19 protein-coding genes are annotated in these 22,707 nt (G+C 57.4%); 7 read left to right on the top strand and 12 right to left on the bottom strand.

What is annotated here, in order from left to right:
• Positions 1 to 28 precede the first annotated feature (28 nt).
• The 4 genes from NYR50_RS14710 to NYR50_RS14695 all read left to right on the top strand — a co-directional run bounded on the left by NYR50_RS14710 (position 29) and on the right by NYR50_RS14695 (position 5,258).
• Positions 29 to 1,054 carry an ABC transporter substrate-binding protein gene (locus NYR50_RS14710; RefSeq protein WP_174012300.1) on the top strand — a complete coding sequence of 342 codons (1,026 nt, stop codon included), beginning with the start codon at positions 29 to 31 and terminating at the stop codon, positions 1,052 to 1,054.
• Positions 1,055 to 1,131: 77 nt separating this feature from the next.
• A complete protein-coding gene (locus NYR50_RS14705; protein WP_418137388.1) occupies positions 1,132 to 3,363 on the top strand; it encodes an ABC transporter permease in 2,232 nt (743 codons plus the stop codon).
• Positions 3,360 to 4,421 (top strand): ABC transporter ATP-binding protein, encoded by a 1,062-nt coding sequence (locus NYR50_RS14700; protein ID WP_418137387.1) that lies wholly within the window; start codon positions 3,360 to 3,362, stop codon positions 4,419 to 4,421. The genes NYR50_RS14705 and NYR50_RS14700 overlap by 4 nt, the downstream gene beginning before the upstream one ends.
• 27 nt (positions 4,422 to 4,448) lie before the next feature.
• Entirely contained in the window at positions 4,449 to 5,258 is an 810-nt protein-coding gene (locus NYR50_RS14695) for an inositol monophosphatase family protein (protein ID WP_418137386.1), read from the top strand.
• A gap of 229 nt (positions 5,259 to 5,487) precedes the next feature.
• On the opposite strand, the gene NYR50_RS14690 is transcribed toward NYR50_RS14695, so the two are convergent.
• Positions 5,488 to 6,567, bottom strand: a complete 1,080-nt coding sequence (locus tag NYR50_RS14690; RefSeq protein WP_418137385.1) for a class I SAM-dependent methyltransferase — start codon at positions 6,565 to 6,567, stop codon at positions 5,488 to 5,490.
• Positions 6,568 to 6,883: 316 nt separating this feature from the next.
• Between NYR50_RS14690 and gmd the strand changes: the two genes are divergently transcribed.
• Together gmd and NYR50_RS14680 are read left to right on the top strand one after the other, a co-directional pair.
• Complete coding sequence (gene gmd / locus NYR50_RS14685) at positions 6,884 to 7,954, top strand: GDP-mannose 4,6-dehydratase (RefSeq protein ID WP_006311440.1); 1,071 nt, start codon at positions 6,884 to 6,886, stop codon at positions 7,952 to 7,954.
• Positions 7,938 to 8,930, top strand: a complete 993-nt coding sequence (locus NYR50_RS14680; protein ID WP_418137384.1) for a GDP-L-fucose synthase family protein — start codon at positions 7,938 to 7,940, stop codon at positions 8,928 to 8,930. Before gmd ends, NYR50_RS14680 begins: the two co-directional genes overlap by 17 nt.
• A 386-nt stretch (positions 8,931 to 9,316) precedes the next feature.
• Here the strand turns inward: NYR50_RS14680 and NYR50_RS14675 are convergent, their stop codons facing one another.
• The 7 genes from NYR50_RS14675 to NYR50_RS14645 form a co-directional block, all read right to left on the bottom strand.
• On the bottom strand, positions 9,317 to 9,613 hold the full coding sequence (locus tag NYR50_RS14675) for a hypothetical protein (RefSeq protein WP_418137383.1): 297 nt from the start codon (positions 9,611 to 9,613) through the stop codon (positions 9,317 to 9,319).
• A gap of 222 nt (positions 9,614 to 9,835) precedes the next feature.
• A complete protein-coding gene (locus NYR50_RS14670; RefSeq protein ID WP_418137382.1) occupies positions 9,836 to 11,095 on the bottom strand; it encodes a polysaccharide biosynthesis/export family protein in 1,260 nt (419 codons plus the stop codon).
• Between the two features lie 3 nt (positions 11,096 to 11,098).
• Positions 11,099 to 13,261, bottom strand: coding sequence for a GumC family protein (locus tag NYR50_RS14665; protein ID WP_418137381.1), 2,163 nt, complete (start codon positions 13,259 to 13,261; stop codon positions 11,099 to 11,101).
• Positions 13,262 to 13,315: 54 nt separating this feature from the next.
• Entirely contained in the window at positions 13,316 to 14,026 is a 711-nt protein-coding gene (locus tag NYR50_RS14660; RefSeq protein WP_080812426.1) for a helix-turn-helix transcriptional regulator, read from the bottom strand.
• Positions 14,027 to 14,112: 86 nt separating this feature from the next.
• Positions 14,113 to 14,766, bottom strand: a complete 654-nt coding sequence (locus tag NYR50_RS14655; protein ID WP_418137380.1) for a PIG-L deacetylase family protein — start codon at positions 14,764 to 14,766, stop codon at positions 14,113 to 14,115.
• The gene (locus tag NYR50_RS14650; protein WP_418137379.1) at positions 14,763 to 15,575 is read right to left on the bottom strand and encodes a glucose-1-phosphate cytidylyltransferase; all 813 of its coding nucleotides are present in this window, start codon (positions 15,573 to 15,575) and stop codon (positions 14,763 to 14,765) included. The genes NYR50_RS14655 and NYR50_RS14650 overlap by 4 nt, the downstream gene beginning before the upstream one ends.
• A complete protein-coding gene (locus tag NYR50_RS14645) occupies positions 15,572 to 16,864 on the bottom strand; it encodes a methyltransferase domain-containing protein (protein ID WP_418137378.1) in 1,293 nt (430 codons plus the stop codon). Before NYR50_RS14645 ends, NYR50_RS14650 begins: the two co-directional genes overlap by 4 nt.
• Positions 16,865 to 17,168: 304 nt before the next feature.
• Here NYR50_RS14645 and rfbC point away from each other — a divergent pair, with 304 nt between their 5' ends.
• On the top strand, positions 17,169 to 17,696 hold the full coding sequence (gene rfbC, locus NYR50_RS14640) for a dTDP-4-dehydrorhamnose 3,5-epimerase (protein ID WP_418137377.1): 528 nt from the start codon (positions 17,169 to 17,171) through the stop codon (positions 17,694 to 17,696).
• Between the two features lie 4 nt (positions 17,697 to 17,700).
• On the opposite strand, the gene NYR50_RS14635 is transcribed toward rfbC, so the two are convergent.
• The 4 genes from NYR50_RS14635 to NYR50_RS14620 form a co-directional block, all read right to left on the bottom strand.
• Positions 17,701 to 19,044, bottom strand: a complete 1,344-nt coding sequence (locus tag NYR50_RS14635; protein WP_418137376.1) for a DUF4910 domain-containing protein — start codon at positions 19,042 to 19,044, stop codon at positions 17,701 to 17,703.
• Positions 19,045 to 19,057: 13 nt separating this feature from the next.
• Complete coding sequence (locus NYR50_RS14630; protein WP_418137375.1) at positions 19,058 to 20,128, bottom strand: NAD-dependent epimerase/dehydratase family protein; 1,071 nt, start codon at positions 20,126 to 20,128, stop codon at positions 19,058 to 19,060.
• Between the two features lie 117 nt (positions 20,129 to 20,245).
• Entirely contained in the window at positions 20,246 to 21,649 is a 1,404-nt protein-coding gene (locus NYR50_RS14625) for a glutamate-1-semialdehyde 2,1-aminomutase (RefSeq protein WP_418137374.1), read from the bottom strand.
• Positions 21,650 to 21,864: 215 nt separating this feature from the next.
• The gene (locus NYR50_RS14620; protein WP_035214798.1) at positions 21,865 to 22,593 is read right to left on the bottom strand and encodes a LuxR C-terminal-related transcriptional regulator; all 729 of its coding nucleotides are present in this window, start codon (positions 22,591 to 22,593) and stop codon (positions 21,865 to 21,867) included.
• Between the last annotated feature and the right edge of the window lie 114 nt (positions 22,594 to 22,707).

The following is a 22,707-nucleotide window of genomic DNA, read 5'->3' as shown; positions in this document are numbered from 1 at the left end:
TATTCAGACGCAAACAATGGAGGAAATCATGCGACTGACGATCATATCCAGCCTGCTTCTCGCAGGCACCACGCTCCTGGGCGTTCCGGCCCATGCTGCCGGCGACCTCAATCTCATCTGCGCGGCAGATGTGGTGATCTGCGAGCAGATGAAAGGTGACTTCGAAAAGAGCCATGACATCAAGGTCAATATGGTGCGCATGTCCTCGGGCGAGGCTTATGCCAAGATCCGCGCCGAGGCCCGCAACCCGAAGACCGACCTTTGGTGGGCCGGCACCGGCGATCCGCATCTTCAGGCGGCGTCTGAAAACCTGACGCTTGAATACAAATCGAAGATGCTCGACCAGTTGCAGGACTGGGCAAAGAACCAGGCCGAAAGTGCCGGTTACAAGACGGTTGGCGTTTATGCCGGTGCGCTCGGCTGGGGATACAATACCGATATCTTCAAGAAGAAGGGCTACAAGGAACCGAAGTGCTGGGCTGATCTGCTCGCGCCGGAACTTAAGGGCGAAATCCAGATCGCCAACCCGAATTCCTCGGGCACGGCCTACACGGCACTTGCCTCGCTGGTGCAGATTATGGGCGAAGATCAGGCTTTCGACTATCTGAAGAAGCTCAACGGCAATATTTCGCAATATACCAAGTCGGGCTCGGCTCCGGTCAAGGCGGCGGCGCGTGGCGAAACGGCTGTCGGCATCGTCTTCATGCATGATGCCGTGGCGCAGACAGCGGAAGGCTTTCCGGTAAAGTCGGTCGCGCCGTGTGAAGGCACCGGCTATGAAATCGGCTCCATGTCCATCGTCAAGGGCGCGCGCAATCTCGAGAACGCCAAGACCTGGTATGACTGGGCGCTGCAGCCGGACGTTCAATCGCGCATGAAGGATGCGAAGTCGTTCCAGCTTCCGTCGAACAAGACGGCCGAAATTCCGAAGGAAGCGCCGCGCTTCGAGGATATCAAGCTGATCAATTACGACTTCAAGACCTATGGCGATCCTGAAAAGCGCAAGGCCCTGCTGGAGCGCTGGGACAAGGACGTCGGCGCCGCCGCCAACTGATATCCCATGTCGGCTGCCTTCGTTCTCAATGCCGAAGGCAGCCTCTTTCCGACACACTCAATTTTGTGAGGTTGACCATGACCCATGGCAATCGCAGGCTGGATATTGTTCTGGCCTTGGGCCTTGCTGCCCTGGTGCTGGTGCCCTGGTACCGCATCGAAAGCGGCTTTTTTGGCCTTGGCTGGCTATCGGATTTTCCGACATCATCGCAGGTCGCGCCCGGCATTCTCCAGATGATAACCGAAGGCCGCACCTGGCTGTTCGGCGTCCTGATCTTCTTTCTGCTGGGAGCCGTTGCGCGGACGCTGTCCAATCCTATCCTGCGCGGCAGGCTGCTCGTGGCCGCCGGTGCTTTCGGGCTTGCCTTCCTCGTGCTTCAGGGGCTGGCGATCGGCTTTACCGGATGGACCTGGCAGGCCACCGAAAGCCTCTTCGGAGCCATGGCCGACGGCCAGCCCTCCATGGGCGCCGGCGCCGTGACGATGGCTTTCGTCTTCGTGCTCTTCATTTCGTTTGGTCTTGCCGAACGGGGCTTCATGAAGGGTGACGTCTTTGTCGTCTCCTCTATTTCGCTGCTCGTATTCCTGGTCTGCGTCTTCGTCTTTTATCCCATTGGCAGCATGATGGTGGGCGCGGTTCAGGACTTTGACGGCTCGTTCAATCCCGACGGATTTATCCGCAACATGCGCGATCCCGGCATCTGGAGCCTGGATTGTGTCGTCGGTGCCGGCCGCTGCGGTGTCGCATGGCGCACGCTCTTCCTCGCCATCATGACGGCGGCGGGATCGACCATCCTCGGACTGGCCTTCGCGCTGGTCGCCACCCGCACGCGTTTTCCGTTCAAGAAAGGTCTGCGGCTGCTGACGATCCTGCCGATCATCACGCCGCCCTTCGTTATCGGTCTTGCCCTGACTCTGCTTTTCGGCCGTGCAGGCGTCGTCACCGAATTCATGTCGAGCGTCTTCGGCATCGAGCCGGGCCGCTGGCTTTATGGCCTGACGGGCATATGGATCGCGCAGGTCCTGTCCTTCACGCCCATTTCGTTCCTGGTCCTGATCGGTGTCGTCGAAGGCGTCAGCCCGTCGATGGAGGAGGCGTCGCAGACGCTGCGTGCCGACCGCTGGCGCACCTTCTGGCGCGTGTCGCTTCCGTTGATGAAGCCGGGCCTTGCCAATGCGTTTCTGATCGGCTTCATCGAAAGCATGGCGGATTTCGGCAATCCGCTGGTGCTGGGCGGCAGCCACGGCGTTCTCTCGACGGAAATCTTCTTCGCCGTCGTTGGCTCGCAGAATGACCCGTCACGCGCCGCAGTCCTCGCTATCGTGCTGCTCTGCTTCACGCTGTCTGCCTTCATCGCCCAGCGCTTTTGGCTGGCTGGCAAGAATTTCGCCACCGTCACCGGCAAGGGCGACAGCGGCGCGCATATCGCCCTTCCGAAATCCATGTCGATTGCGGTGCACGCGCTTGTCGTTCCCTGGATGCTTTTCACCATCGTCGTTTATGGCATGATCCTCGTCGGCGGTTTCGTGAAGACCTGGGGTCTGGATAATACGCTGACGATCGAACACTACGTCCGCGCCTTCTCCGTCAGCCTCAGCAATGGTTCGATCGCCTGGACGGGCGTTGCCTGGAACTCCTTCTGGACGACGATGGAGATCGCCCTGATTTCCGCTCCGCTCACCGCGGCTGTCGGGCTGCTGACGGCCTATATCATCGTCCGGCAGAAATTTGCCGGCAGGAACCTGTTCGAATTCGCTTTGATGATGAGCTTTGCCATTCCCGGCACGGTCATCGGCGTCAGCTACATCATGGCCTTCAACCTGCCGCCGCTCGAAATGACGGGATCGGCACTGATCCTCATTGCCTGCTTCGTCTTCCGCAACATGCCGGTTGGCGTGCGCGGTGGCATCGCGGCCATGAGCCAGCTGGACAAGAGCCTCGATGAAGCCTCGCTCACACTCCGGGCAAACAGCTTCCGCACCATTCGCCTGGTGGTGCTGCCGCTCCTGCGCCCGGCCATCCGGGCGGCGCTGGTCTATTCCTTCGTCAGGGCCATCACGTCTATCAGCGCGGTGATCTTCCTCGTCAGCGCCCAATACAACATGGCGACGTCCTATATCGTCGGCCTCGTTGAAAACGGCGAATACGGTGTCGCAATCGCTTATTCCTCGATGCTGATCGTCGTCATGATCACTGTCATCGCAGGCTTCCAGCTCATCGTCGGCGAAAGACGTCTGCGGCGCGAAAACCGCGTCGCGGGCCTTGATGCAGCCAAATCCGTTTCTCACCCTCAGGAGAAAATCGCATGATCACCGTCAAACCGGGCTCCGTCGTCTTCGAAAATGTCCGCAAGACCTTCGGCGCATTCACCGCCATTCCAGATCTGTCATTGACCATCGAGCCCGGCACGCTCGTCACCCTTCTCGGGCCCTCCGGTTGCGGCAAGACGACGACGCTGCGCATGCTCGCCGGCCTTGAACATCCCAATTCCGGCCGCATCCTCATCGGCGGCAAGGATGTGACCATGCTTCCCGCCAACGAGCGCGATGTCTCGATGGTCTTCCAGTCCTATGCCCTGTTTCCGCATATGAGCGCCCTGGATAATGTCGCCTACGGCCTCCAATCCTCGGGCATTAAAAAGGCCGAGGCGCGGGAAAAGGCCGAAGAGGGGCTCAAGCTCGTGGGCCTTGCGGGCATGGGCCACCGCCTGCCGGCGGAACTTTCCGGCGGCCAGCAGCAGCGCGTCGCGGTCGCCCGCGCCCTCGTGCTGGAGCCGCAGGTGTTGCTCCTCGATGAACCCTTGTCGAACCTTGATGCGCGCCTGCGTCGGCGCGTGCGCACCGATATCCGTGAGCTTCAGCAGAGGATCGGTTTCACTGCCGTTTATGTCACGCATGACCAGGATGAGGCGCTAGCGGTATCGGATCGCATCATCGTCATGAAGGAGGGAGAAATCGCCCAGTCCGGCGCGCCCCGCGAACTTTACGAAGCACCGGCATCCTCCTTCATCGCCGATTTCATGGGGGAGGCCAACGTGGTGCCCTGCGAAGTCGTCTCCCAGACGGGTGACGAATCCCTCGTGCGGGTTGGCAACATGGAACATCGGGTCCGAAGCCGCGGCCCGCGCTCCGGCAGCGCCAAGCTTGCCGTGCGTCCCGGTGCCATCACCATCGGCGCGGCGGGTGGCAGCGGCATGCCCGGCCGCGTGCTGCACACGGCCTATCTCGGCGGCCACATCGAATATGAAGTCGAGACCGAAGTTGGCACACTCTTCATCGTCGACCATGAAATGAGCCACACGCAACGCGAAACGAGCGATGTCACACTCAATTTCAAAAACCGTGGCATAGCCCTCATCGACGCTTGAAGACTCATGGACTTAAGGAAAATGGAAATGACAGGACAGAATGACGGCCTCGATCAACGCTTTGCGCTGGCAAAGACGCTTGCGGAAGAGGCCGGTTCAATGGCGCTCGATTATTTCAACAAGCGCGACAGCCTCGTGATCGAGACGAAACGCGATCTGCAGGACGTGGTCTCCATTGCAGACCGCAACGTCGAGACCATGCTGCGCGAGCGCGTCGCCGCAGCCTTCGCGAATGACGGTTTCCTCGGTGAGGAGCACGGTTATCAAGACGGCACCTCCGGCTATACCTGGGTTGTCGATCCCATCGATGGCACCGCTCCCTTCGTCAATGGCATGCCAAGCTGGTGCGTCTCCATTGCCGTCATCCGCGACGGTGCCCCGGTTATCGGCGTCATCAAGGTCCCGTGTTCGCAGGAAATCTACGCTGCCGCACAGGGCCTTGGCGCGACCCTGAATGGCACGCGCCTGCAACTCGATCCATCACGGAACCTGCAGAATGCGCTGACGGGCATCGGCAGCAACAACTATGTCACGCCGCAGCGTGTCGGTCACATCATCAGTGACGTGCTGGCCCGCGGCGGCAACTTCATCCGCAACGGCTCGGGAGCGTTGATGCTGGCATATGTCGCGGCAGGACGCCTTGTCGGATATTACGAGCCCCACATGCGCGCCTGGGATTGCATGGCCGGGTTCTGCCTCGTCAACGAAGCCGGCGGCCATTCCATGCCGTTTTCGCTGGAAGGTGAAAAGCTGTTCGAAGGACAGCCCGTCCTTGCTGGCAATGCCTCCTGTTATCAGGAACTGGTGGACATTCATAAGGCAGCTCTTGACGTCTAAGTTTGGCGTGCAGCTTTCCCGATATCGAAAAACGGTCCGTAGCGGCCGTTTTTTGCCGTTTTGGACTACAACGGCCCGCGTCCCGAAGTTGATCACGAACTGATCGGTGTATTGGGGTTGGCAGCTAGGCGAATAGCTTAGCTTGCTGCCGCAACCATCTCCATCGGGTTATAACTCGGTAGGTTCGATGTCTTTTCTCAGCCCTCGCTCCGGCTGAAAAGTCATGATCCTAGATCAGCAGATAACTGGCTTCGGAAATGCCTTGAGCAATGGCTTGCCCCGCAAGGACGATAATGTCGCCTTCAACGGGTTGATGAGGCGGCAGCAAGTGTTTGTCGATCGTCAGCAGGAAATGCGATGAGTGCCGTTCGCCTGGCGAAATGGAAATGTAAGACCAGCGATGCCAGGCAAATGGCATCGGGGCGAGGGCCATTCCCAAAAGTCCTTTAAGACGCATCGACCATGTTGCCGAGGACTTGGCGTGACGGGCAGCATCGGTCTCGTCGACAATATGCGGACGCTGAAAGGCCGTTTGGCCATGATTGATCTTCCATGCCTCGGGGTCATCGTTTGCCAGATCGATCGTCGCTTTTACCGGCTCGGCTATCAGCGCGACGTTCGGGCTGAGCAAGCGCGGAACGAAAGAAAACGGCAGGCTGCGGATTTCGCGCAAGGGCGCGTTGACGCGGATAAGCTGCGCCAGACACCGCCAGTCGAAGCCCTGATGTGACGTATGGTGCGCCGGCACCCGGTCCATCCGATATAACCCGGCCCAAAAGGTCTCTTTCAGATTGCCTGATTGCCGGTTGTAGCCCATGAGCGCTGAACCCCAGTTTTTGATCCATACGGCCGGCCCGACTTCGACCGGCACCGTCACCAGGAAAATCCGCGGACGAATGATTGTGCAGACATGCTCGATGACGCGGACCGTGCGGTTGAGGTGGATATGTTCGAGCGTTTCCAGCGCAATGACGATATCGGCCTGGATCGTTTCGTAAAGCCTCTCGTCGGTGGCGTCTCCGACGATGAAACGGCAGTTTTCGTTTTGGCCGTAACGATTGCGCGCGGCATCGATGAAGATTGGATCGTAGTCGATGCCGACATACTCAACGTCGAATTTTTCGAGAATATGGCCGACCGCAGTTCCAGGACCGCAGCCGATATCCAGTATTCTGACCTTCCGATTGCCAACGTCCTTCTTTACTGTTTCGAGGACCTCAAGCAGCTTGCGATAGCGGCCCGCATGCAGAAAACGCGTCAGCCAGTTGAAGTCTTGCATTTTTTCGTAAGTCGTCGCGAACGTACCCATCCAATCCGTCTCCATGAATCGTAGATGATGTCGTCTCGCGCTCCCTGCCACCTTAGAAGATCGTGCGCGACCCGGCGTTGTATTTCCGAAGTCTGGCACGACCTGCGGGACCTGCAACTCGACCAAAAGGCTTAAGTCGAAAGCGGCAATACCCACCCTGCCTCCTCTAAAAGGCAGATGTCGACGTGGTGGACGGTGAATCGGCCAGTTCTGACTTGCCGTCCTCTCCCTTTTGGTATGCTGCCGACGCGCAGTGCCTCGTTATACCTTTAAGGGAGGCGCCATCCGGGGCCGGAACCGCTGGGAGATGTGGTGGATGGTAGACAAGAGAGCCTTGATTATCGGCGTAACGGGGCAGGACGGCGCTTATCTCAGCGAATTGCTGCTTGCCAAGGGATATATGGTTCACGGCCTGAAAAGGCGGTCTTCCTCCTTCAATACCGGTCGGATTGATCATCTTTACCAGGATCCCTTCGAAGAAGACCTGCGCTTTCGCCTGCACTTCGGTGACCTGACGGATGCCACGAACCTGTGCCGCGTCATTCAGGAGGTCCAGCCCGACGAGATCTATAATCTCGGCGCCCAGAGCCACGTCCAGGTCAGCTTCGAGACGCCGGAATACACCGCAAATGCGGATGCGCTGGGCACGCTGCGGCTGCTGGAAGCCATGCGTATCCTGAACCTTGGCGATCGCTGCCGGTTTTACCAGGCATCCACATCGGAGCTGTTCGGAGGGATGGGCACTGTTGCCCAGCACGAGGGTACGCCGTTCTATCCGAGAAGCCCCTATGCTGCGGCCAAACTCTACGCATACTGGATGACGGTCAATTACCGGGAAAGTTACGGCTTCCACGCATCCAACGGCATTCTATTCAATCATGAGAGCCCCATTCGCGGCGAGACATTCGTTACCCGGAAAATCACGCGCGGCGTCGCGGCCATTGAGCGCGGTCTCATGAGCAAGCTGCGTCTGGGCAATCTCGACGCAAAGAGGGACTGGGGGCATGCGCGCGATTATGTCGAAGGCATGTGGCGCATCGTGCAGCAGGAAATACCCGAGGACTATGTGCTTGCGACCGGCGAGGCACATACGGTGCGGGAATTCGTTGAGCTTGCTTTCGGCGTGGTTGGCAAGAAAATAGAATGGCACGGCGATGGCAGTGACGAAGTGGGATATGACGCCAAAACCGGCAATTCGATCATCGAAATCGATCCCAGATATTTTCGTCCGGCGGAAGTCGATTTTCTTCTCGGCGACCCCAGCAAGGCGCGCAGAAAACTCGACTGGAGTCATTCGACGTCCTTTTGCGACCTCGTTCAGGAAATGGTCGAAGCGGATCTTCGCCTCGTAATGTTGGAAGAGGGAAGAAATGAGTTCGTCGCCTGAATCGAAAGACATGCCATTCAGCTTGAATGGCAAGCGTGTCTGGGTCGCCGGCCATACGGGTATGGTCGGTTCGGCACTCGTGCGACGTCTGGAGCGCGAGAATTGCGAAATCCTCAAAGTCTCCCGCCGCGAGCTTGATCTGACCCGACAATACGAGACGGAGCAATGGATGGCGGCGGCAAGGCCCGAGGTCATTTTTGTCGCTGCCGCCAAGGTCGGCGGCATCGCAGCAAACGCAGCCTATCCGGCGGATTTTCTCTACACCAACACGCTCATTTCGATGAATATCATGAAATCGGCTGCCGATATCGGTGTCGAAAAGCTTCTCTGGATGGGGTCGAGCTGCATCTATCCGAAATTTGCAGCACAACCGATCACGGAAAATGCGCTTCTGACCGGCCCGCTGGAGCCGACCAACGAGGCTTACGCGATTGCGAAGATCGCGGCGCTCAAGCTTTCCCAATTCTATTCCAGTCAATACGGTCTGAATTGCGTCTCCGTCATGCCGACCAACATTTACGGGCTGAACGACAATTTCGATCCGCAAAGCTCGCATGTCATTCCCGCGATGATCAGGAGAATGCATGAGGCGAAAATCAGCGGTCATAACAAGATCGTTCTATGGGGTACGGGCAGTCCTCTGCGGGAATTTCTCCATGTGGACGATCTGGCCGATGCCTGTTGTTTCCTCATGAAATCATCGGCGCATTTTCCGCTGATCAATATCGGCTCGGGACGCGAGATATCCATCCGCAATCTCGCCCATCTGATTGCTGGTATCGTCGGCTACGATGGGCAGATCGTTTTTGACACCAGCAAACCCGATGGAGCCCCCAGAAAGCTGCTCGACTGCTCGCGGCTAAACGCGCTTGGCTGGGCCTCGACGGTCGAACTCAGATACGGGATTCAGGATTTGTATGAGTGGTGGCGACAACCAAAGTCGCTGCAATCGGATATGGTGCGACAAGCCATTTAACAAGCCCACAAAGCGGCCGACCGATCGTTCGTTACTCCATGAGTGGCGTGTGGTCTGTGGTTCCAGCTTGACTGGGGTAATATTCTTGCAAATTTCAATCTGAACCCGTCGACTCAACAAGATTTGCGCGGCGTTGGTGACGGTTTGTGCGGAACGCAAATAGGCTCGCCCGATTGAACGAGCGAGCCCTCCCAGTCACCAGGTATCCCCGGTTACCAGGGACCCGCCAAAATATCAGGGGGCGACGGGTTACTCTAACAAACCGCTTTTAGCACTTCGGATCAATCTGGCTATAAGCGGTAGGGTCCCGTCTATCCATCTGATTTTTGGCAACTTTTCGTTCTTTGGGTGCCGGCAAGGACAGAAGCTTCAGAGTTTGGCAGACGTCACCTGGCCGGTCGGTTTTCCGCCGCCAAATTGAGCCAGGCCCGGACGTCGGTCGCCGTGATCCAGATCTGTCCATCGAAGGCAAACATTCCCTTCTCGATTTTGGATGCCGCTATCGTTGCGAACACGTCGACGAATTGCGCCAGACGTTGCGCATCGCACTGTGGTGGGGACTGAATGTCGTTCAGGGCATCTTGCGTCACGTGGACGGGCTGCAGCCCTCTTTCGCCGTTCACGATGATGACGGCACGCTGCCTGACCATGTGATAACCAACCGGAACGATCGCGGATTCCATCTCCGTCTCCCCGGCACCTGTGCCGATTGTTCTGTTCTCTGGAGGAAATCGGGAGCTAACCGATCGGAACGTCGGCAAACTCTTTTGATTGGTGCGGGTCCTCACAAGACTGTCGGAGGGCACTCTTCAGGATAGCAAATTGCGACTTGGAGTTGTATCTCTCCAAAAGCGGTAGCTGCCTTGTGGGGCCGCTCAAACAGGGGGGCGGAGACGCTCGTTGCTCTAGTTGACGCTTCCTGTGACGACCGCTGCCGAAACCGTATCTTTGTCGGATACCGACAGGCGGACGCGGACGACGTCCCCCGCCCGGACCTGCGTATGCTCGTCCGCAGCGATTTCGCGATATGTGCCTGCAACCTGCCGCACGATGAAGAACTTGGTTTGGATCATGTCCTCGAGGCTGGAAACCCGCCGCGCCGTCGAACCGATCTCGGCCATGGATTGAAGGCTGAAGTCCAGCTTTTTCTTCAGGCGCATGATGTCCAGCGAGGTCTCGCGCAATTCGGTCGCGGCGTCATTGTGCCTTTTGCTTTTCAGCTCCAAAATCCGCCGCTCCACCTCGCTCTTGTTTTGTTGCGCGCGCGCCAGGAACGATGTTGATTCCAGAACCTGCTGGTTCATGGATAGCAACTCGCGCTTGCGCTCTCTCAAGGCAGATTCCGAGGCTGCACCGCGCGTCACAAGTTCCTTCGAGGCGTTGACGTCCATGTCGAGCAGCTCAAGCTGTTGGCTGCGCATGACGTTGCTTTTCTGAAGCGTGTCTATTTCCTGAATGAAGTTCTGTCTTTGGACTTCGAGATTGGTCTTTTCGTCCTGCTGCGCCGACAGGCGAAGGCGAAACAGACTTGTTTCAGATGCGACGATCTTCTCCAGCGCGGCGCGATCCCGGACAAGTCCGATTTCGTCGCCCTTATACTCGAATTCGGTGTCGTTCAGTTCCGCTTCCAGCCGGACGCGCCGGATGTCCTGCGACAGGAGTTGCATCGACATGTCTTCATATTCCTGCTGGGCAGCGATCAGCTGTATGCCCGACGTGTCCCTCTGTGCATTCGACTCGCGCAATCCCCCGCCGAGCGCGAAGAGTTCAAGCACGATCATTCCGGGACGGAACTCGTATTTCCCCGGCTTCTGGACGTCGCCGACAACGAAGATCGGAGCATATTCCTTGACGGCGACGGCAACGGAGCGGTTTGCCACATGGCTTGCCAGATCGCGGCTGATCCGCTCACCGATTTCGTTCACCGTCTGGTCGACCACGTTGACGTTGCCAAGGAGCGGATAACCGATCGTTCCATCTGCACTGACGGGGAAGAGGCCGGTCAGGCCCGGGTCGCCATAGACGGAGATCGTCAGGACGTCGCCGGTAGCGACCTTGTAGTTGGTGCCATCTGCCGTGGCCGGTATCTGGTGAAAGACCAAGGACAGAAAGGTGGTACTGGCGATCATCAGGGAAAGGCCCCTGGACCTTGTCACGAAGCGCATGTTTCACCTCTCGTTATGGACCACAGCCGGTGGGCGCAGACTGGTCGCCCGTTTCCGCAGCTTGAAATGAGGGTTCCAGTCCCGGAAAATCCTCGGCCAGACCGGTGGTTGACGCTTTCTCGGGCGTCGTATTCCGTTGAGGATGATGCCCGTGATCGGTCGGCCCGCGACCCGCAGCTTGATGACGGCGTTTTTCATGCCCGTGCCATCGGCGACGTCCTGCCGGACCACGAAGGATACGGCGTCCGAAAGTGTGGCGATCCGCAACAGGTCGAGGTCATGGTCAACGGATGGGGCCTCGATCAATATCAGTTCGTACCGCTGTCTCGCCTCCGCAATCAGGCCGGCGAAGCGCTTGCTTCCAAGAACAAGATTTGGCGGCATATCGCTTTTCTCAGCGATGATGATGTCGACCCCGGAGGCCTGATCTCGTTGGATAATGTCGTCCAGACTGACCTCATGGCTGATCGCCTGGGCGACATGCGACGTCGATCCCACATCGAATTCCGTCCCGAGAGCCGGGTTTCGCAGATTGGCGTCGATCAGCAGCAGCTTCACGCCGCTCATTGCAAGAGATCTGGCGAGGTTGGCAATCACGAACGTCTTGCCTTCCCCATCGGCGGAAGACGTGAAGGCGATCACTTTCGCCTTGCTCTCGGCCAACTGTAAGTGGGTCTGCAGGTCGGCAAACGCGCTGTAGAAATCCGCTGCGCCGCTGCTGAATTTCCCGGGCTTGTTCTGGAACTCTCCGAAGGAAATGCGCGGGATGCGTCCGATGACGTTAAGTCCGGTTTTCTGTTGAAGAGACGTGATGGAGCCAACGGACCGGTCAGTGAAATTCAGGATGAAAGCCGTTGCCAAACCGGTGCTGCAACCGAGAAGAAGTGCAACAAGGCCCCACAGACCCGCGTCCGGACTGGTCGGCTTACGGGACGGCATGGCGCTCGATATGATCCGTGCCTCGGCAGTCGCGATACCGTCCTGCTCGATCGTCTGCTTGTAGCGTGCGAGGTATGTCTCGTAGATCGAGCGGTTCGCCGCCGCTTCCCGGTCGAGTTGCCCGGACTGAACCATGGCCATATCCGTCGTGGAAATGGCGCGTTGCACATCATTGAGGCTGGCTTCAACCTCCTGCCGCTGTTTTTCGTTGACCTCGATCTCGTTGCGCAAGGCAGCGATAATCTGCGCTATCTCTGAAACGATCTGCTTGTTGAGCGAACTGAGCTGGGAGGATAATTGCGGCCGCTCGGGGCTCATCACGGCGCCGCTTTCATCGATCTGCGCAATGGCTCTGATGACCCTTGCCTGCTCGGCCCTTAAGAGCTGGATCGTTGGCGAGGACAGAACTTCGGTGATCCCCAGCCCATCGCCGCTTTTCTGCAATGCGAGCGCTGTCGCCAGTCGTGCCCTTGACCCCGCCAGCTTGGCCTGCAGCGTCGTCAGCTCGACATTCAGACTTGAAAGACGCTGCGACTGCAGCGGAAGACCACCCGTGTTTATCAATCCGGATTTCTCGCGAAATTGCGATGCCTGACGTTCGGATTCCTCCAGTGCCGTCCGAAGACTGACCAGCCGCTCCCCGAGCCACGCGCTGACGCGCCGGGTTGCGGTTGTCTGGAGGTCGATCTGATAGTCGATATAGGCTTCCCCGAAAGCATTGGCGACTTTCGCGGCGAGTGCCGGATCGCCGGCATAATAGGAGATGTAAATTGTGTACGACCGGCCATCATTCATCACACGAACATTGGTCATGAGGTTGTCGACCATTTTCGATGTCTCGGCGTCGTTGCCAAGCGTGGTCACGTCGTTGGTTGCCCGATCGGAGTTGGTTTGCCGCCCTTCGAGCAGGCGATCTTTCCGCAGGATGACGAGAACCCGTTCGGCCATAGACCTCGAGCCGATGATATCGAGTTCGGTTCGAAGCACCGGGCTTTCCTGAGGCAGCGGCGATACCACGGATTCGGTGGGGAGCGCCTGAAGCTTGCGGACATCAAGCGCAAGGGTTGCCTCGGCCTTGTATCGGATCGGGGTTCGCGCGTAGCCGATTGCCGCGACAGCGAAGCTGGCGAGAAAGCAGATGAAGACGGCGCTGCGCCGCTCCCGCAGGATGGATATGAAGCGGGAAATACCTTCCTGCTCACCCGGAGATGATGACGACTGGATCATGACGGTTCCTGCTGTAAGCGGGGCGTTCGGTAGCGGTCGGTGAATGGCGTGTGTTTAGTGCTCGTAACCCATGTCGCCGATCTTGCAGGCAACTTCCGTGCGGTTGGTTGCTCCAAGTTTCTTCATGATATTGCGGATATGCACCTTTATGGTGCTTTCACAGAGGTTCAGTTCCTGAGCGATATCCTTGTTCGCCTTGCCGCACCGCAAGGCTTCCGCAATAGCCGATTGACGACTTGTAAATTTCATCGGCGGTATGGTCGCATGTGCCGTCAGGCCGAACAGGCTTTTCATGTTCATCACGCTGCTTGCCGGGATGAAACGCCCGCCCGCGATTGCAAGACCGATCGCCTGGACACAGACGTCTACGCTGACGGAACTCGATATATAGCCGCGCACGCCAAGAGCGATCGTATCGAGGATGGTATTGATATCCTGATCATCGGAGAGCACGACGACGGCGGCCGGTGAGACCGCTGCGACAATCTCCGCAAGCTCGCGGTTTGTCTCCGCCGACGGGCCGGGCCAGGCGCTGACCAGAACTGCCGCAGGCATGCCGATTTCCGCGCGCGCCTGTTGCCATTCGCCGAGATTGGAGAAGGTCAGGATGCACCTGTCCGCATATTGATAGTTTAGACTATGGGCGAGGCATTCCCGCTCGAGCATGCGGCGATCTATGATGCCGATATAGCCGGCCGCACTGGCTGCGGCCTGCGGATGCGGTGCGCCTTCCGGCGGGTTCTCGGAGAGATGGTTACGGATCATGACGAAGATGCCCCCTGTATTGTTTTTGGTTTCTTTGAATTTCCGAAAAACGTCTCTTTCGTACCGTCGTCGAGCTTGCGCTTGCTTCAGGCGAATGTGAGCTTTCTGACGGTAAAGGCTTCCGCAAAACGTGTCGGCGCACGGCATTCCATTCCCCGCAGCCGCGCCAGGCCACGAAAGGTATCCGCGTCGAACCAGTCCTTCGATCGCTGTGTTCCAAAGTGCTGCAGGAGAAGCTCGACCTTCATGTTCATCGCGTCTTCGCTCAAAGGCACGTAGGCATTTCGCCTGCCGAAATCGCCGTCCCATTTCGGGATTTCGTATTCCAGAATCAGGTTATTTCTGAAGATATTGGATGTGAGCCTGTTGATTTCGCGGTGATCCTGGTGCGCATCCTCGCGGCTATGCGTGAATATGATGTCGGGACTGACTTTGTCGCGCAACGTCAGCAGCCATGACTTGATCTCACGGCTCTGCGAGGGGAAGTAGCTGTCCTGAAACGATGCAAGCTCAATCGAGTAGGATGCTGCTTTTTCCAGAAAAGCTTCGGCGGAACTGCGCGCCTCCAGGGCCCGCTCGTTGCCGGCACTGAGCACGCACCAATAGACATCCAGCAATACGCCCTTTGATAGCAGGCTGAGAACCGTGCCTCCGACGCCGATCTCTATGTCGTCGGAATGAGCTCCAAGACAAAGGATCGACAGTCGATCACCGGCTGAGGCAAGGGACATGTTTTTCATGGCAGCAGCTTGGTGTTTGACGATTTGCGTGCCATTGACGCATCGTCTCCGATCCATGGCATGTCACCACGCTCGACCATCGCCTCCAGCGTCTGCCAGTCGCGCAGCGTATCCATCGACCGCCAGAAGCCCTCATGTTTGTAGGCCATCAACTTGTCTTCGGAAATCAACCTCGAAAACGGTTCCAGCACGAGTTCCTCACCCTCGCGCATGTAGTCGAAAATCTCCGGCCGCATCAGGAAATAGCCGCCGTTTATCCACATATCGGATGTTTCCGACGATCGAAATTCCCGGACCCTTCCACTCTCGTCGATCTCCGCCAGGTGGTAGGTGAGGGGCGGTCTGACAGCAAGGAAGCAGGCGAGCTTGTCGCTCTTTTCGAATTGGGCGATCATGTCGTCGAGATCGACGTCGGTCAGGCCGTCGCTATAATTGGCAAGGAACATCTTCTCGCCTTTGAGATGATGACGCACGGCCCAGAGACGCTCGCCTATGTTGCGCCATATCCCCGTATCGATCAGGGATACGCGCCAGTCCCTCGGCAGCTCCTCCAGCAGTTCCACGCGTCCGGGGCTTGATATGACGCAATCGGCATAGCTCTCCGGCCGGCTGTTCAGGAAGAACTCTTTTATGACATGCGCCTTGTAGCCGAGGCAGAGGATGAAGTCCTCATGCCCGTACCGGGCGTAATATTGCATGACATGCCGCATGATCGGCTGAGACCCGAGCGGGATCAGCGGTTTTGGGACGCTTTCGGAATATTCCCTGATGCGGGTACCCCTGCCGCCGCAGAACAAGACGACCTTCATTGTGCCAACTCCTTCGGATCAATGATGGATATGTCGGGAATTGGAACGATGAATTTCCCGCCCCAGTTTTTGATGTCGTTCATTTGCGCAACGATCTCATTCTTCAGGTTCCAGGGGAGAATGAGAACGTAGTCCGGCTTCATACGCGGGATTTCGCTGACGGGCCGGATCGGGATATGCATTCCCGGCGTGAGACGACCATGTTTGTAAGGGTTGCGATCGACTGCGAAATCGATGAAATCGGTACCTATGCCGCAATAGTTCAGCAGCGTGTTGCCTTTCCCCGGTGCGCCATAGGCGCAGATCGATTTGCGCATCTCCTTGAGGCGGATGAGGAAGGACAGGAGGTTTCGCTTGGTCTGGCGCACGGCTTCGGCGAACGCCGTATAGGTCTCGATCTTGTCAAGCCCGGCATTCAACTCCCGTGCGAGGAGGCTATCCACGCGGGCTTCACGCGGAAACCTGCTGTCTTCGTGTGAGAAAAAGACCCGCAGTGAACCGCCATGTGTGGGGATCTCTTCGACATCGAAAACCTTGAGCCCGTGACGACGGGCCATTTTTTCTATTGTCAGCAATGAGAAGTAGGAAAAGTGCTCGTGATAGATGGTGTCGAACTGGTTTTCCGCGATAAGCTTTTCGATGTGCGGAAACTCGAGGGTGATGACGCCTTCAGGCTTGAGCAGGGTTTTCATGCCGGCCACGAAATCATTGATATCGGGCACCTGTGCGAGGACATTGTTGCCGATGATGAGATCGGCTTTTTGCCCCCTGGCCGCCATATCGGTCGCCAGAGCCTCGTTGAAAAATTCCGTCAGCGTCGTAATACCTTTCCCGATCGCCACCTTCGCGACGTTGACCGCCGGTTCAATTCCGAGCATCGGGATGTTGCTGGCCAGGAAATGCTGCAGCAGGTAACCGTCGTTGCTGGCAAGTTCGACAACGAAACTGGACTGGTCAAGCGCGAAGCGCTCGATGACCATGTCGCAATAGCGCTTTGCGTGAGCGACCCAACTGTCCGAGAATGAAGAGAAATACGCGTATTCCGTGAAAATGTTCTCAGGAGCGACATATTCCTGAAGCTGGACGAGGAAGCATTCGTCGCAGACAAATGCATGGAGCGGATAAAATGGCTCGACGTCGTTGGCTGCATCAGCTGCAACGAAACTTTCGCAGGGCGGAGACATTCCCAGATCGACGAAGGTATGCACCAATGGCGAGTTGCAAAGACGGCAAAGCCCGACATGTTGCGTCGAGCTCAGTCTTGCAGAAAAAACCGCCTCATTATTCATCGGACGCCCCCTGATTTTCGCGGTGTCGTTGAGTTAATTTCAGAAAATTCTTTTATTAGAAGGAAAAAATACTATGGATCAGGGTGGGTGACGATACTGCATTCGGCTCGAAAACGTCATCCATAAGCCGTAGGTTGACAGGAATATCCGCGAAAATGCGCTTCCTGCTGTCGGCTTCAGTAACCGAAAGGGTGACTTATTTGCCTGCCTGCCTTCAAGGTATGCTGCTGCCTATGGATGTATTCCGGCGCTGCTGAAATGGCGTAGAATTCTTCTTGGATACGGGTTGCATCAGGAGCGCCGAATGCTGTTTGAGAAGACAAAGATCGACGGGCTTTGGCTCGTCAATACGATACCTGTCCGGGACAGTCGCGGCTCGTTTGCAAGGACATTCTGCAAGCGTGAATTTGAGAGCAACGCGCTGGTGTCCGATTTCAGTCAGCACAGCCTCTCGCTGTCAAAGCTCAAGCACACCATACGAGGGTTGCATTTCCAGCGACCGCCGCATCAGGAGACCAAGCTGGTTTCCTGCGTCAAAGGGTCGATATGGGATGTCGCTGTCGATCTGCGACGCGGCTCGCCGACCTATCTGCAGTGGGTTGGCACGGTGCTGTCAGCCGATAATGGCGCGCAGTTCTATATTCCCGAGGGTTTTGCGCACGGTTTCCAGTCGCTCAGCGACGACGTTGCCGTGTCCTATCTGATTTCGGTGCCCTATGCCGAGGCGAGCGCGGCAGGGATCCGCCATGACGAACCAGCGATCGGTGTTGAATGGCCGGCGCCTCCCTCCGTCATGTCAGAGAAAGACCTCGGTTGGCCGGCCTGGCAGTGAAGATCTAGCGCGTCTGGAAACCAAGGTTGGAGACGAGGCCCGCCTCGAGCAGTCTTCCGGCAGCGCTCGCAATATCCACGAACGGCATTTTCGACCTCTCGGCAATATCGACTAGCGAGTTATTGCCATCGGCGAGGTTGAGTATCCAGAGATAGGCCATGGTGCGATCGTCATTCGTCTTATGGCCGCCGATCGCAGGGAAAAGCCCGTATTTCCCGAGCTGCGGCTCGCCCTTGGGCCGAAGGTTCAACGGTGTCCAGTTGTCTTCGAGAGCATCGATCATGTCCATGATCATCCAAAAGGATGAGGCGAGGTGCTCGGGCCGGATGAAGTCGAGATTGTCGGCCGAGGTGTGATATTCGGGAAAGGTGCCGAAAGCGCTTCTCTGCAAAAGGCCGACCGGCAGATTGAAGCCCGGCGAACAGAATTGACGCTCATCATAGCCATAGGGGATGAAGTCGGCGATCTCGAGGTGTTTGCGATCCTCTCCGCAGCGCGTGCAGGCGGCTATCCGGTCTATCAGCGCATCTCCCCGGCGGCTGCGCTTGTAGTTCGGCCCACCCCCGTCGCCAATGCAAGACACCACAAGACCATGCGCGATGTTCGATATCCCTTCATCGTTTTGCGCAAGCCACGACAGGGAGCCGATCGTTCCGGGCGCAAAGACGAACCTGTAGCTGTAATATGTGGACCTGCCTTTCAGGCCGGCGGCAAGACATGTCAGCAATGCAAGGCCGGAACAATTGTCGTTTGCGAGCGACGGATGACAGATATGCGCGAAGAGAAGCACCTCTTTGGCGCTTTTTCCACGATGCAGATATTCGCCGTAGAACAGATTGCCTGACGTCTTTTCGGTGTCGATGACGACTTCATAGTCGCCTTCCTCGAGCTTGAGGAAGTCGTGATGCGCCATGCAGAAGCCCCAGGCATCCGTGTAATAGGCCGTTTTGTAAGGAATGAGATCGGGCTGTGCCGGCAAGGTATGGATATGCGCTTGCAGTTCGCCAAGCGGCATCACGCGACGTTGAGGGATGCTGTAGTTCATGAGGTGCAGGTTCGACACTTGAAAATCGATCGCCTTGCGTCCTGCCGCGTTTTTGACATAGGCGTCGCGGACGATCCATTCCTGCGGCACCGTCCAGTCGAAAACCCGTGTCCCGCTCGGGACGGCGCGCTGCTCGATATCGATGTAGTCTTTGAGGATATCGATGGTGTCGCGCACGCCCTTGCCGGTGATGCTGCGACAGATCGGAAAGAGGCGGGAGGCCAGGTCGTGAATAGTCTGGCCGATACCTGCCTCTCGCCATGCATCGCCTGTCAGCTTTGCACCAGGCTCCATCTTGCCCATCCGGGCCTCCTGTTTAAACCGATGCCGCAATATCGGCGTTCTGGCGCAGCGCGGCCATGGGGCGGCGCAGGTTGATGTCGATATCCTTGTCGCCGATCAGCTTCTGGAGTTGGCCGATCCGCTGATAGTGCGGTCCCTCGAATTCGGCCATTGTCAGGCCGGCGCTCTTGTAAGCCCGGTAGAGTTGCTCGGCACCTGCGGCCGCCGTCCATGTCGGTTTGAACGCCGGAAGCGCACGGGCGATCTTGCCGAAATCGACGCGATAGGAGCGGGTATCGGGGCTTGCATCGCTGGCATATTGCAGCCGGCATCCGGGCACCGTGAGAGCGACGATTTCGGCGATCTCCCTGATCTGATAGTTGTGCGCATCCTGTCCGACGTTGAAAGCCTGATTGTGTATGGCATCGGTCGGCGCTTCGAGCGCGGCCAGAAAGGCGCGCGAAATATCCTCGATGTGAACGATCGGACGCCAGGGCGATCCGTCGGATTTGAGGAGGATCAGTCCCTCGGTCACCGCCCAAGCGGTCAGGTTGTTGAGGACGATATCGAAACGCAGCATGGGCGAAAGGCCATATGCTGTTGCCGGGCGCATATAGACCGGTGAGAAACCGGGGCTCGCGAGGCTTGCGATCTCCTGCTCCGCCAGGACCTTCGACGTGCCATAGGCCGATACCGGTTTCAGCTCGGCCGTCTCGTTGACCAGTCCCTCGCCAGCGGCGCCGTAATTACTGCACGATGAGGCGAAGATGAAACGCTTGACGCCTGCCTGCTTTGCCGCCTGCGCTGCCCGAACGCTGCCCCGGTAATTGATCTCATAGGTAATTTCCGGATTGAGATTGCTCAACGGATCGTTTGACAGCGCTGCAAGGTGAATGACAGCGTCGAAACCTTCCATATCCGCGGGCGTGATATCGCGGATGTCCTTGCAGACGCCGGGCACCTGCGGCAAGGGTCCGCCCGGCACATAAGCGCAACGATGGTAGAATTCGGTGTCATAGCCGTATACGTCGTGACCGGCCTTTCGCAGGATGGGTACCATGACGGAGCCGATGTATCCGCGATGTCCGGTGACCAGAACGTGCATGAAACTTCCCCTCAAAATCTATTTTCGATTGCGACGAGCGTATCTTTTCAGGCGAGATCGATGCACCGGGCAAAGCGGCTGTAGCTATAATGCGAACGGTCTAGGTGCCTCAGCCGTTTAAGGCTTTCGGATGCTTTCCGATAATTCCGGCATGTCGGCCATGGCCAGCCCATGACTGGCCTGATGCTGCGCGTTGCTGTTGAAACGCCGGAAGACGACCTCTGACGGGCGTCCCGTCAGGAATTTGTCTACTCCGTATTCCAGCGCTTTACGGTAGACGACGAGCGCTCCATCGATGGCGTCAAGCGTTTTGGCGATATCCTCGTCCTGATGCGTGTAGCTTACAACGAGAGACGGTGCGAGAAGGCCGCGACGGATGGTTTCCTGCAGAAACAGCGATCGAAAGGCCTGAGACGGCTTTCCGGTTTGGTCGAGCGTGAAGTAGCTGAGGCAGGCCGAATGGCCCTGGATGCCGAAGTAGGAATCGAGCCCGTGCGCAATTGCGATCTGGCTGATGGCGGCGCGCAGCGAATTTCCCTGTCGGACCAGATGTGGGACCACCGGTTCATGCGTGTAAACTTTCATGGTTGCGATGGCCGCCGCCATCGCATGCGTTTCTGCGCCATGCGTCGTCGAAAGCAGGAAGACGCGGGGGGCATCGGTTTGATCGATCCCGCCCCGTTCCATGAACTCGCGCTTGCCGGCAAGTGCGGAAATAGAAAAGCCATTCCCCAGCGCCTTGCCGAAACAGGATAAATCGGGGGCGATGTCGTATGTCTTCTGCGCGCCCCCCGCATCCCAGCGGAAGCCGGTGATCATTTCGTCGAGAATGAAAAGCGCACCGTTTTCGTGGCAAAGCTTCTGGAGTTTGTGAAGAAACTGGTCCCGAGGCGGATCACCGCGCGACGGCTCCAAAATGAAGGCGGCTATGCGACCCTTAAAGCGGTCAAACAGACTGCGCGCACCGGCCAGATCATTGTAGCTGAAGCCAAGAACCAGGTTCTGGATCGCCTCGGGAATGCCCGCATTCATTTCCGTTGTCCCGATGAACCAGTCGTCGGTGGAGAAAAACGGGTGGTCACTGCAGCGCGCGATCAGGTCGCGGCCGGTGACGGCCCGTGCAAGTCGTATTGCGGCGGACGTCGCATCAGAACCGTTCTTGCAGAATTTGACCATTTCGGCTGTCTGGATCGTGTCGAGAAAGGTCGACGCGCAGTCTACCTCGATCTTTGCGGGGCGCGTGAAATTGCAGCCACGGTATAGTTCCGCACGCGCCGCCTCTACGACGTCGGCATAGGCATGGCCAAGGCCGACAGCCCGATTCCCCATGCCGTATTCGATATATTCATTTCCATCGACATCCCAGACATGGCAGCCATATCCCCTTTCAATGAATCCGGGAGACAGGACAGGGTACTGGTCGTCACCCTTTGCATAAGTATGCGCGCCGCCCGGTATGATGTTGCGGGCGCGCTGGCGCAGTCGATCCGAGTTTTCAAAATTTTCGACGAAAGTTTGCATGGCGAAATCCCGGGTCCATATGTCCAATGACCAGAGATTACCGTATCCGGCTCCGCGCCCGTTACCCCGTCTTTATGCTTGGAATGCTAGCCGAAAGGCTTAGAGGAGATGCACAACCTTCTTATCATAATCGCTCCAATGCGTTTGCATCGTGCGGGCCCGACACCCGCAGGCGATCATGGATTTTAAACAGGTTCGCTTCACGACACCTGATGTTAGTTTTTGAAGAGATCGGATATTTTAAAGATCACTTCCGTTCGGTTTTTGGCGTCGACTTTCTTCATGATATTGCGGATATGCACCTTTACGGTGCTTTCACGAAGGTTGAGTTCATAGGCGATGATCTTGTTTGGCTTGCCTTGCGTGAGCGCGTTGATGACATCGACCTCACGTTGGGTGAACATTGCCGTGCGCTGACGTTCCTTGTCTTCTGCAACCACGAGCAACTGCCTGAGATCGCTCAGATTTTCAGCTGACACGAAAGCGCCGCCCGCCAATGCAAGCGAGATGGCGCCCACGCACACCGCCAGTCCTATCGACGAGGAGATGTATCCCCGCACGCCTGCGTCAAACGCCCTCATGACCTGGCGCAGATCGCGGTTTTCCGCAAGAATGACGACCGGCAGATAAGGGTAATCGGCAATGAATTCCCGTAGCTCATGAAGGGATACATCATCGCAAAAATCGCTGCGTCCGACGTTAACCAGAATGCCGCTATGATGGCCGTTCGGGGCATGTCTCCAGTCGTCGAGTGATGAAAACAGTTCGACTTCCATATCAAGGCCATATGCGATCAGGCTCTGAGCCAGACACTCACGGTCAAGCGCCCGGTCGTCGATGATCGCCAGCTTTTTGACCGAAGTTTCCATAGGTTTCGAATGCGCAATCACATGAAAGTTCGGTGATAATGGGCTGTATCCGTTATTGGGAACTGACGTCAGCATGGTATGTCCTATCCGCGCTAAAGCGTGCTTGCGGATCTGCCTGGCTTGGCAGAGACGCAACCGAAGAGTTTCTTTTTACGAGTCGCCACAACGGACGTTGGAGGGGCAACCCGT

This window comes from Agrobacterium sp. El2ro-1b, from assembly GCF_048298475.1.
Lineage (GTDB): Bacteria > Pseudomonadota > Alphaproteobacteria > Rhizobiales > Rhizobiaceae > Agrobacterium > Agrobacterium fabrum.
The sequence above is the reverse complement of the archived record's forward strand: the minus strand, read 5'-3'. Positions and strand labels throughout refer to the sequence as shown.